The sequence below is a fragment of the Methylophilus glucosoxydans genome, assembly GCF_042676145.1.
GTDB lineage: Bacteria > Pseudomonadota > Gammaproteobacteria > Burkholderiales > Methylophilaceae > Methylophilus > Methylophilus glucosoxydans.
Window position 1 is genome coordinate 122,859 of sequence record NZ_JBHTJW010000002.1, and the last position, 11,564, is coordinate 134,422.

The following is an 11,564-nucleotide window of genomic DNA, read 5'->3' on the forward strand; positions in this document are numbered from 1 at the left end:
TGCATTCCTGATTAGCACCGAATACCAGTTTATGGCAGTCATCGCCATTTTGTATTGAAAAAAAAGCCCCGAATCTCGGGGCTTTTCTGGGGTTTATGATTATTCGACGGTCACACTCTTGGCCAGGTTACGTGGTTTGTCTACATCTGTGCCTTTAAACAAGGCGGCGTGATAAGCCAGCAGCTGCACAGGAATCACATGCAACACCGGGGAGAGCGCGCCGACATGGCGCGGCGTGCGGATGACCTGTACGCCTTCAGACGCATGAAAGTGGCTGTCTGCATCCGCAAACACAAACAACTCGCCACCGCGTGCCCGGACTTCCTGCATGTTGGATTTGACCTTTTCAAGCAAGGCATCGTTGGGGGCAATCACCACCACAGGCATATTGCTATCAACCAGCGCCAAGGGGCCATGTTTTAACTCACCGGCAGGATAGGCTTCGGCATGGATATAGGAAATCTCTTTAAGCTTGAGCGCGCCTTCCATCGCAATCGGGAAGTGGATGCCACGGCCGAGGAACAAGGCATGTTCCTTATCGCCAAAGCGATGTGCCCATTCGCGAATCTGAGGCTCCAGATTCAGCGCAATTTGCACGCTGCCGGTCAGTTGGCGCAGCTCGGCCAGGTATTGTTGCTCTTGCGCATCGGTCAAGAGACCGCGTACTTTGCTCAAGGTAACGGACAGGACAAACAATGCAATCAATTGCGTGGTAAATGCCTTGGTACTGGCCACACCGATTTCTGCACCAGCACGTGTGTAGTAAATCAGGGATGATGCCCGTGGGATGGCGCTTTCTTGCACGTTGCAGATGGCAAGACTGAAAGGATGCCCCAGTTTTTGGGCATGTTTGAGCGCTTCCATCGTATCCAACGTTTCACCGGATTGCGAAATGGTGACGATCAGCTGCTTGGGATTAGGCACCGAATCACGATACCGGTATTCGCTGGCGATTTCGACTGAGGTTGGAATCTTTGCGATGCTTTCCAGCCAGTATTTGGCGGTCATGCCCGCGTAATAGCTGGTCCCCGCCGCTAAAATCAATACGCTATCAATCTGTTTGAAAATGTCAGCTGCTGTCGCACCAAACAATTCACACCTGAAAGCGCCATCATCAATAAGCGCCTCAATGGTATCGCTAATCGCGCGTGGTTGCTCATGAATCTCTTTTTGCATGAAATGGCTATATGGGCCCAATTCCAATGAGGCCAGAGAGACATCACTCATGTGCACTTTGCGCTGCACGGTTTCACCTTGCTTATCGATAATCGTCACGCGATCGGTTTGCAAGGTGGCGACATCGCCATCTTCCAGATAAACCACTTTACGCGTGGCTGACAGCACCGCAGACACATCGGAAGCAACGAAATTTTCGCCTTCTCCATAGCCAATCAACAGTGGGCAGCCCAAGCGGGCAACAATCATGGTTTGTGGCTGGGCCAGGGCGATCACACTGATCGCATACGCCCCGGTCAGCTCACTGATCGCTTGTCTGACAGCCACCAGCAGGTCTTTGCTCTGCTGGTAATAATAATGCACCAGATGGGCAATCACTTCGGTATCAGTTTGTGAAGTAAAGTGATAACCCAAGGCTTGTAAACGGTCACGCTGTTCATCGTGGTTTTCGATAATGCCGTTATGTACCACGGCGATTCCAGCCTGGTCTTGCGTAGGCGAAACATGCGGGTGTGCATTTTGTTCGGTGACGCCACCGTGCGTTGCCCAACGCGTGTGGCCTATGCCGATCTGGCTGGTTAAGCCCTGTGCTTTGCGCTCTAATTCAGAGACGCGGCCGACCGCACGCACACGTACGATGGACTGGTTGAGTACAGCAATCCCCGCTGAGTCATAGCCGCGATATTCCAGCCGGCTAAGGCCTTCAATTAACAAGGGAACAATATTACGGTTTGAAACTGCACCGACAATGCCACACATATGTTTATTTTTTCACCTTTTGCGGACGTTTCCATCCTTGAATTGAACGTTGCTCACGTGCACGACAGAGCGTTAATGTCTCTGCAGGCACATCTTTAGTGATGGTGGAGCCTGCGGCAATCGTCGCCCCTTTGCCTATGGTCACAGGAGCGACCAATTGACTGTCAGAACCCACAAACACATCATCTTCTATCACAGTCTGATGTTTATTGGCCCCATCATAATTGCAAGTAATCGTTCCCGCACCAATATTGACGTTTGCCCCGACAGTGGCGTCTCCCACATAACTCAAGTGGTTGACCTTGCTACCCAGGCCAACGCTGGCATTTTTAAGTTCGACGAAGTTACCCACATGGGTCTCGGCAGCCAGGTGCGTGCCTGGCCGCAAACGCGCAAATGGGCCAACTTTACTATCCTGTCCGACCCTGGCCTCTTCTATATGGGTAAATGCAGCTAATGTGGTATTGCGTGCAATCACAGCATTTTTGATCACACAATTTGGACCGACATCAACACCATCTTCCAAGGTGACTTCCCCTTCAAAGACACAGTTCACATCAATACGCACATCACGGCCGCAGTTCAGGTGACCTCGAATATCAATTCGCTGTGCATCCATGAGGGTGACGCCTTGCGTCATCAAGTTGAGCGCCTGTCTGTGTTGATATTCACGCTCCATCTGTTGTAAATCCAGCTTGGAATTGATGCCCGTAACAGACCAGGCATCGGCGACCACATGTGGTAGTACCGCCCGTCCTTCGTTCACAGACATTGCAATGATATCTGTCAGATAATACTCTTGCTGCGCATTGTTGTTTTGCAGTTGAGCCAGCCAATGCTTCAGCGCTGCATTAGGCATGGCCATAATGCCGGTATTCACTTCCTGAAGGGCTCGTTGTGCTTCACTGGCATCCTTATGCTCAACAATGGCCACAACCTGATTTTGTGCATTGCGCACGATACGGCCATAACCGGTCGGATCATCCTTGATAAACGTTTGCACAACCAGATGTGCATCTGCCTGTGACAGCATGTCGCGACAGGCCTCAACATCGACCAGCGGCACATCGCCAAGCAGAATCAGTGTTTTTCCTTGCGCAGGCAGATGGGGGAGGGCTTGCTGAACGGCATGTCCGGTCCCCAGTTGCTCGGCTTGTAAAACCCACACCAAATCCTCGCCCGGGGTTTGTTGCTGGACCTGTTCACCCCCAAAACCATAGACCACAATGATTTTTTGAGGATTGAGTTTGCGTGCGGCGTTGATCACATGATGCAGTATCGGTGTGCCGCCAATGGCATGCAGTACCTTAGGCAGATCTGAGCGCATACGGGTGCCTTTGCCTGCCGCCAGAATTACAATATTCAAATCAGTCATGCGATTATTTTATCTCAGAAACAAAAAAGGCGGCTTGAAAGCCGCCTCATTTGTCATTGTCTGCATTAAATTTAATGTTAAACGCTAATGCAACAACTAGTGGACTGATTTACGCAATTTCTGAATTGCCTGGATTTGTGCAACAGCCTCTGCCAACTCAGCTTGCGCTGCGGCATAGTCAATCTCCGAAGAACGGTTTTTCAATGCTTCTTCGGCCGCTTCCTTAGCTGCAATAGCCTTGGCTTCGTCCAGATCCTGCCCACGAATGGCTGTATCCGCCAGTACGGTAATCATGCCTGGTTGCACTTCCAGCATGCCGCCAGAAATAAAGATCAGGGTTTCTTCCTGTTCTGCAGATTGCTTGATACGCAATGCACCGGGCTTGATCGTGGTAATCATTGGTGCGTGATTTGGGTAAATACCCACTTCACCTGCACCTGCCGGGGCCACGACAAATTCGGCTTCGCCGGAGAAGATAGATTCTTCGGCACTCACCACATCGACATGCACTGTATTTGCCATAATGTTCTCTTTTCTATATCACTGAAATAAACAGGCAGATGGCACCCATCTGCCTGTAGTCATATCTATTAGTTCAGTGTTTTAGCCTTTTCAACAGCCTCTTCAATGCCACCTACCATGTAGAAGGCTTGTTCTGGCAAGTGGTCATACTCACCATTTACAATCGCTTTAAAGCCTTTAATGGTTTCTTTCAGTGGTACATATTTACCAGGCGCACCGGTAAACACTTCTGCCACGTGGAAAGGCTGTGACAAGAAACGTTGGATCTTACGTGCACGGCCAACCACCAGTTTATCTTCAGGTGACAGCTCGTCCATGCCCAGAATCGCAATAATGTCGCGCAGCTCTTTATAACGTTGCAGTGTAGACTGCACCGCACGTGCAACAGAGTAGTGCTCTTCACCCACAATTTGTGGATCCAGCTGACGTGAAGTTGAATCCAGTGGGTCAACCGCTGGGTAAATACCCAATGAAGCAATGTCACGAGACAGAACCACGGTGGAGTCCAAATGCTGGAATGTGGTTGCTGGGGATGGGTCAGTCAAGTCATCCGCAGGTACGTAAACGGCCTGGATAGATGTAATAGAACCGACTTTGGTTGAAGTAATACGCTCTTGCAGACGGCCCATTTCATCAGCCAGGGTAGGTTGGTAACCTACGGCAGATGGCATACGGCCCAGCAACGCAGATACTTCTGTACCGGCCAGTGTGTAACGGTAAATGTTATCTACGAAGAACAACACGTCACGGCCTTCGTCACGGAATTTTTCAGCCATGGTCAACCCGGACAACGCGACGCGCAAACGGTTACCAGGAGGCTCGTTCATCTGACCGAACACCATCGCCACTTTGGACTCTTTCATGTTGTCCAGCTTGATCACGCCAGCTTCTGCCATCTCGTGGTAGAAGTCGTTACCTTCACGGGTACGCTCACCTACACCGGCAAATACGGACAAACCGGAGTGCTGTTTAGCAATGTTGTTAATCAGTTCCAGCATGTTCACGGTTTTACCTACACCCGCACCACCGAACAGACCCACTTTACCGCCTTTAGCAAACGGGCACACCAGGTCAATCACCTTGATGCCTGTTTCGAGCAGGTCAACAGAAGGAGACAGCTCTTCAAACGCTGGCGCTTTCTGGTGGATAGAACGGAACTCTTGTGAGTCGATAGGACCGACTTCGTCAATTGGACGGCCCAATACGTCCATGATACGGCCCAATGTGCCTTCACCGACTGGCACAGAGATCGCTGCACCTGTGTTTTTGAACGCAGTGCCACGTGCCAAACCATCGGAGGAACCCATGGCGATGGTACGGACAATGCCGTCGCCCAATTGTTGTTGCACTTCCAAAGTCAAGCCAGTCTCAGCTTTGGAATCTTTGTCATCAATAATCAATGCATCGAATACTTTAGGCATTTGATCGCGTGGAAACTCCACGTCAACCACAGCGCCGATACACTGCACTACTTTACCTGTTACTGCTTGATTTGCCTTTGCCATTTTCTTTTCCTAACTGTATGAGTCAGATCTAATTGAATTCTTAAACTTGCTGCCCTAAAACGCACCCTTAGGACGAAACCGCAGCTGCACCGCCGACGATTTCAGAAATCTCTTTGGTAATGGCAGCCTGACGCGCCTTGTTGTAGACCAGTTTCAGTTCACCAATCACGCTCTTAGCGTTATCCGAGGCTGATTTCATCGCTACCATACGGGCAGATTGCTCAGACGCCATGTTTTCAGCCACTGCGTTATAAATCAATGACTCAATGTAACGCATCATCAATTCATCTACGACCGGTTTTGCTTCTGGCTCATAGATGTAATCCCAATGACCATTAGGACTGCCCAGTTGCTCGCCAGTCAAAGGCAACAATTGTTGCATGGTTGGCACTTGCTTCATGGTATTGATGAATTTGGTATAGCAGATGTAAAGCTGATCAATTTCACCGGCAATGTACGCATCGAGCATCACCTTGATGGTGCCGATGAGTTTTTCCAGATGCGGAGTATCGCCCAAACCGGTGATATGGGATTTCACTTGTGCGCCCACCCGGTTCATGAAGCCATAGCCTTTGTTACCAATGGCGCTGACGCTAATACCTTTGCCTTCGCTTTCCCAGGTTTTCATCTGGTTCACCGACATGCGCAGTACGTTGGTATTCAAGCCACCGCACAACCCTTTGTCCGAGCTGACGACAATCAGACCCACGTTTTTCACCACGTCACGTTTAATCAAAAACGGATGACGATATTCTGATTGTGCAAAGGAAAGGTGAGCCGCCACATTGCGGATTTTTTCCGCATAAGGGCGGGAGGCACGCATTCTATCCTGCGCCTTGCGCATTTTAGAGGCGGCCACCATCTCCATCGCCTTGGTGATCTTGCGTGTATTTTCTACACTCTTGATCTTGGTTCTAATCTCTTTACTTCCTGCCATATGCGTTTCCTAAGTCGAAGTGTCAGAGATTAATAAGCGTTGGTCGCTTTGAAGTCCTGAATTGCTGCTTCCAGTGCTTTTTCGTTATCACCGCTCAAATCCTTGCTGGATTCGATCGTATCAACGATATTTTTGTACTTGGAGCTCAGGAAACCGTGCAATGCGTTTTCAAAGGCCAAGACTTTGTTGGTTGGCACATCATCAAAGTAACCTTTGTTAGCAGCAAACAGGCTGATACCCATATTCGCCACACTCAAAGGTGCGTATTGAGCTTGCTTCATCAACTCAGTAAACATACGACCGCGGTCCAGCTGTTTGCGGGTCGCTTCGTCCAAGTCGGAAGCAAACTGTGCAAACGCAGCCAATTCACGATACTGCGCCAAAGCCAGACGGACACCACCGCCCAGTTTTTTGATCACTTTAGTTTGCGCTGCACCACCCACGCGAGACACGGAAATACCGGCGTTGATCGCAGGACGGACACCAGCGTTAAACAGGTCACTTTCCAGGAAGATCTGACCATCTGTAATCGAAATCACGTTGGTTGGAACGAATGCAGACACGTCACCAGCTTGTGTTTCAATCACTGGCAAGGCAGTCAATGAACCTGTTTTGCCTTTAACTTCACCGTTGGTGAATTTTTCAACATATTCTTCATTGACGCGCGCAGCACGCTCCAGCAGACGGGAGTGGATGTAGAACACGTCACCTGGGTAAGCTTCACGGCCTGGTGGACGACGCAGCAACAGGGAAATCTGACGGTAAGCCACGGCTTGTTTGGACAAGTCATCGTAGACAATCAATGCATCTTCACCACGGTCACGGAAGTATTCACCCATGGTACAACCGGCATAGGGTGCCAGGAATTGCAGGGCAGCCGAGTCAGAAGCAGTTGCCGCCACCACGATGGTATAGGCCATCGCGCCGTGCTCTTCAAGTTTGCGTACCACGTTAGCAATGGTAGAAGCTTTCTGACCAATCGCAACGTAGATACAGGTCATGTTCTGACCTTTTTGGTTAATGATCGCATCGACAGCAACCGCTGTTTTACCTGTCTGACGGTCACCAATGATCAATTCACGCTGACCACGACCCACTGGCACCATGGAGTCAATAGACTTCAAACCAGTTTGTACAGGCTGTGACACGGATTTACGTGCAATCACGCCTGGGGCGATTTTTTCAATTTTGTCTGTCAGCTTGGTGTTGACTGGACCCTTGCCATCAATCGGCTGACCCAACGCGTTCACCACACGGCCAATCAGCTCGGGGCCCACTGGCACTTCCAGAATACGGCCTGTACATTTACAGACGTCGCCTTCAGTGATGTGTTCATACTCACCCAGCACCACGGCACCCACGGAGTCACGCTCCAGGTTTAATGCCAGACCGAATGTGTTGCCTGGAAACTCGATCATCTCACCAGCCATGACGTTAGACAGGCCGTGAATGCGCACAATGCCGTCTGTCACAGAAATCACAGTACCCTGGGTACGTGCTTCTGCGGCGGTAGAGAAGTTTTCCAAACGGCTCTTAATAAGCTCGCTAATCTCTGATGTAGATAACTGCATTTAATTCTCCTATGCCTTATGCTGTGAGCGTATAGGCTAAATTTTGTAACTGACCTTGGACAGACGCGTCGATAACGGTGTCGCCAACAATAATTTTGATGCCGCCGATGATTTCCGGATCAACGGAAACGCTTGCTTCAATTTTCTTGCCGAACTTGGCTTCCAGACGCTTGACCAAATCTTTGGTTTGCGTTGCCGTGATTTTGGCAGCGGCAATGATTTGTGCGTCCAAGGTGCCTTCATCTTGCGCTTTTAAAGCCTCAAAGGCTTCAGCAATGGCAGGCAATAAGGATAAACGGCCATATTCAACCAAAGTCTTGATCAAATTTTGACCATGCTCGTTAAGATTGTCGCCACAGACTTTGAGGAATGCGCCTTCAACATCTGCCGCATTCAGTTTGGGGTTATCAATCAGGGTTTTCATTTGGTCATTAGAAGCCACTCCGGCTGCCAATGCCAACATATCAGACCATGTTGCCAATGCATTTTTCTCTTTGCCCAACTTGTAGGCAGCGACAGCATAAGGCCTTGCAATGGTTGAGAGTTCAGCCATGTTTTATCCCTTTAACCTTATAGTTCCGCAGCGAGTTTAGACAACATTTCGCTATGTGCTTTGGCATCAATCTCTTTGCGCAGGATTTTTTCTGCACCAGCCACGGCCAGTGTTGAAACCTGTGCACGCAGACCCTCTTTGGCACGGTTCACTTCCTGATCGATTTCAGCTTTGGCACCGGCAATAATGCGATCACCTTCAGCCTTGGCGTTTGCTTTGGCTTCATCAATGATTTGAGCGGCGCGTTTTTCGGCTTGCCCAATAATCTCACTTGCTTTTTGTTTGGCCTCGTTCAATGTTGCTTCAGATTTTTTGGCAGCCACTTCCAGGGCGCTCTTGCCCTCTTGGGCAGCAGCCAAACCATCTGCGATTTCCTTTTGGCGTGTTTCGATCGCTTTTAACAGCGGCGGCCAAACGAATTTCACTGTGAACCAGATCAACACTGCAAATGCGATAGCTTGCGCGATGAGTGTGAAATTAATATTCATGTTGGATCCATCATACTGATTGGTTGAAAGGTTTAAGTCACTACTTAAACCCTACCGGGCGGTGATTACCGAGTAAAAATTACTTGGCAACAACGCTCAACAATGGGTTTGCGAATGCAAACATCATTGCCAGACCAACACCGATAATGAAAGAAGCGTCGATCAAACCCAACAGCAGGAATACTTTACCTTGCAGGGCAGGGATCATTTCTGGTTGACGAGCAGCGCCTTCCAGGAAACTTGCACACATGATACCAATACCGATACAAGCGCCAGCGGCACCCAAACCAATGATCAAACCAATACCAACGCCTGTGTAGGCTTGAATCAATGCTAATGCTTCCATTTAATACCCTCTCTTATAAAGAATTAAAAACAACTACAAAGTTAAAACTAGTGTGATTCATGCGCCATGGCCAGGTAGACCACAGTCAACATCATGAAAATAAACGCTTGCAAGGCCACAATCAGGATGTGGAAGATAGACCATCCAGCACCCAGTACAGCACCGGCAACAGTACCAGTCAGGCCAGTGGCAGCCCACATACCCAACAGCAAGAAGATGATTTCACCAGCGTACATGTTACCGAACAGACGCAATGAGTGAGAAAGTGGTTTTGAAACGTATTCAATCAGGTTAAACAAGAAGTTGGCAGGCCATACCAAAGGATTGCTACCAAATGGCGCACAGAACAATTCGTGAATCCAGCCACCCAGGCCTTTGGCTTTGATAGAGAAGAAAATCATCAGGAACCACACCGCCAATGCCAAAGCAAACGTGGTGTTAATGTCAGAAGTCGGGACGATACGCCATTTGGTATGCTCGCCACCAATTGCTGATGCCACATTTGCTACGTGGTCTACCGGCAGGAAGTCCATCGCGTTCATGACCAGCACCCAAACAAACACGGTCAGTGCAGCCGGCGCAATAAAGGAATGACGGTTACCGTGGAAAATGTTTTTAACCTGGTCATCGACAAAACCGAATAACAACTCAACAAACGCCTGACGCTTAGTCGGTACGCCAGCGGTCGCTCCGCGTGCCACCCACCAGATCAGCCCCATTACCAGCAAACCCAGCACGACTGAAGTCAGCAGGGTGTCATAGTGCAATACCCAAAAGCCTTCAGAGGTGGCATTGCCATTCACACCTTGTGCATTAAAGCTCAGGTGGTGCGCGATATATTCAGAAGGAGTCAGTTCTGCGTGTTGTGCGTGTTCGGTTGTCATATGTTCAAACTATTTTTAAGTTAACTGGTCTACACATTTGCTTGTGATTTTGCGAGCGCAGCGCCAGAAAAAAGCGCAGCGGCTGCCAAGCCTGCAATCAATGCAAAAGGCACCAATGCATGAAACAGCTTGAAAACCACAAACAGGATAATCGCGATGATTAATATTTTTACTGCTTCTGCCTTGAGTAAATTGAGTAATACCGCCGTGGGATCTGTTTTCAGCTGACCTTTGGCTGCAATTCTTGCAGCAAACCAGGCACCGATCACAACGGAAATGCCGCCCATCAAGGCTGATAATGCTGCATTGATCCCTGCCAATGCAAATGCTGCTATGGTCACTGCCGCTGTCGCCATGAGTTGCCAGCGCAGCATGTTACGGTAAAGCGACATGCCAGCCGCTTGGGTTTCGAGACCACTCATGGGGTTAGCCCGCAAAAATTCAAGACAAAATACTACAAAGACGCGAGATTTTGAATTATTCACCCGACGAAGTCAAGCACCAAACTAGCCATAACTGCCTGAATGAGCTGGAAAAATCGAGGCCTGCAGGTTGGCTACGTCATTTTGCTTACGATTTTAGGTGATTGTCGGTCAGTTTCGCTATCCAATCATCAAGCTGATCCAGATTTGCAAAACTCAGTTTCAAGACACCCGCGCCGTTCGCCTTACTGCTAATACTGACCTCAGCCCCCAACTGCTCACTGAGTTGGTTTTGCAAAGTCGCCACATCTGGATGCACGGCAGGCTTGGCTTTTTTGCCACTCGCCGGCTCCGATTGAATCATGCGCTCCACTTCACGCACAGATAAGCCATCCTGAACCACCTTGTTTGCCAACAAGATTTGCTGGGCCGGCTCTATCCCCACCAACGCACGCGCATGGCCCATGTCAATCTGGTTATCCAGCAACATATCCTGCACCATAGGGGTCAGTGTCAGCAGGCGCAACAAGTTGGACACCGCCACTCTCGAGCGACCCACGGCTTGTGCCGCTTTTTCGTGCGTCATCTCAAATTCGTCAATCAGGCGCTTAATGCCCATGGCTTCTTCGAGTGGATTCAGGTTTTCACGCTGAATGTTTTCAATCAGCGCCATCGCCAGCGCCGCTTCGTCGGCAATTTCCCGCACTAGCACGGGCACTTCGGTCAGGCCCGCCTTTTGCGAAGCACGCCAGCGACGTTCACCGGCGATAATCTCAAATTTTTCCGGGGCAATTTCACGTACCAGAATCGGCTGCATAATGCCTTGTGCCGCGATCGAGTCAGCCAATGTTTGCAGGGCTTCCTCGTTCATATAGGAACGCGGCTGATATTTGCCTGGCTGCAACTGCCCTACAGGCAATGTGCGCAACATGTCTGACTGGGCAATTGTTTCCGCATCCCCTGATAACAATGCGTCGAGTCCGCGACCGAGTCCCTTGGGCTTCACCATGCTGCTACTTCCTTATA

At 49.7% G+C, this 11,564-nt stretch carries 12 protein-coding genes; all 12 read right to left on the reverse strand.

Features of this window, described 5'->3' with window-relative positions; genetic code table 11:
* Positions 1–99: 99 nt before the first annotated feature.
* Positions 100–1,935 carry a glutamine--fructose-6-phosphate transaminase (isomerizing) gene (glmS, locus tag ACFQ1T_RS03130; RefSeq protein ID WP_379073908.1) on the reverse strand — a complete coding sequence of 612 codons (1,836 nt, stop codon included), beginning with the start codon at positions 1,933–1,935 and terminating at the stop codon, positions 100–102.
* Between the two features lie 4 nt (positions 1,936–1,939).
* Complete coding sequence (glmU, locus tag ACFQ1T_RS03135) at positions 1,940–3,310, reverse strand: bifunctional UDP-N-acetylglucosamine diphosphorylase/glucosamine-1-phosphate N-acetyltransferase GlmU (RefSeq protein ID WP_275357508.1); 1,371 nt, start codon at positions 3,308–3,310, stop codon at positions 1,940–1,942.
* Between the two features lie 96 nt (positions 3,311–3,406).
* Complete coding sequence (locus tag ACFQ1T_RS03140) at positions 3,407–3,832, reverse strand: F0F1 ATP synthase subunit epsilon (RefSeq protein ID WP_194749672.1); 426 nt, start codon at positions 3,830–3,832, stop codon at positions 3,407–3,409.
* Between the two features lie 68 nt (positions 3,833–3,900).
* Positions 3,901–5,337, reverse strand: a complete 1,437-nt coding sequence (gene atpD / locus ACFQ1T_RS03145; RefSeq protein WP_194749671.1) for a F0F1 ATP synthase subunit beta — start codon at positions 5,335–5,337, stop codon at positions 3,901–3,903.
* A gap of 67 nt (positions 5,338–5,404) precedes the next feature.
* A complete protein-coding gene (atpG, locus tag ACFQ1T_RS03150; RefSeq protein ID WP_275357504.1) occupies positions 5,405–6,274 on the reverse strand; it encodes a F0F1 ATP synthase subunit gamma in 870 nt (289 codons plus the stop codon).
* A 29-nt stretch (positions 6,275–6,303) separates the two neighbouring features.
* Positions 6,304–7,845 (reverse strand): F0F1 ATP synthase subunit alpha, encoded by a 1,542-nt coding sequence (gene atpA, locus ACFQ1T_RS03155; RefSeq protein ID WP_194749669.1) that lies wholly within the window; start codon positions 7,843–7,845, stop codon positions 6,304–6,306.
* Positions 7,846–7,861: 16 nt separating this feature from the next.
* Entirely contained in the window at positions 7,862–8,398 is a 537-nt protein-coding gene (locus tag ACFQ1T_RS03160) for a F0F1 ATP synthase subunit delta (protein WP_194749668.1), read from the reverse strand.
* 17 nt (positions 8,399–8,415) lie between these two features.
* Positions 8,416–8,886, reverse strand: coding sequence for a F0F1 ATP synthase subunit B (locus tag ACFQ1T_RS03165; RefSeq protein ID WP_194749667.1), 471 nt, complete (start codon positions 8,884–8,886; stop codon positions 8,416–8,418).
* Positions 8,887–8,965: 79 nt separating this feature from the next.
* On the reverse strand, positions 8,966–9,232 hold the full coding sequence (atpE, locus tag ACFQ1T_RS03170) for a F0F1 ATP synthase subunit C (RefSeq protein ID WP_018987204.1): 267 nt from the start codon (positions 9,230–9,232) through the stop codon (positions 8,966–8,968).
* A gap of 47 nt (positions 9,233–9,279) precedes the next feature.
* Positions 9,280–10,116, reverse strand: a complete 837-nt coding sequence (gene atpB / locus ACFQ1T_RS03175; RefSeq protein WP_124552423.1) for a F0F1 ATP synthase subunit A — start codon at positions 10,114–10,116, stop codon at positions 9,280–9,282.
* A gap of 29 nt (positions 10,117–10,145) precedes the next feature.
* Complete coding sequence (locus ACFQ1T_RS03180) at positions 10,146–10,538, reverse strand: ATP synthase subunit I (RefSeq protein ID WP_194749665.1); 393 nt, start codon at positions 10,536–10,538, stop codon at positions 10,146–10,148.
* 148 nt (positions 10,539–10,686) lie between these two features.
* Positions 10,687–11,547 carry a ParB/RepB/Spo0J family partition protein gene (locus tag ACFQ1T_RS03185; protein WP_194749664.1) on the reverse strand — a complete coding sequence of 287 codons (861 nt, stop codon included), beginning with the start codon at positions 11,545–11,547 and terminating at the stop codon, positions 10,687–10,689.
* Positions 11,548–11,564: the final 17 nt, after the last annotated feature.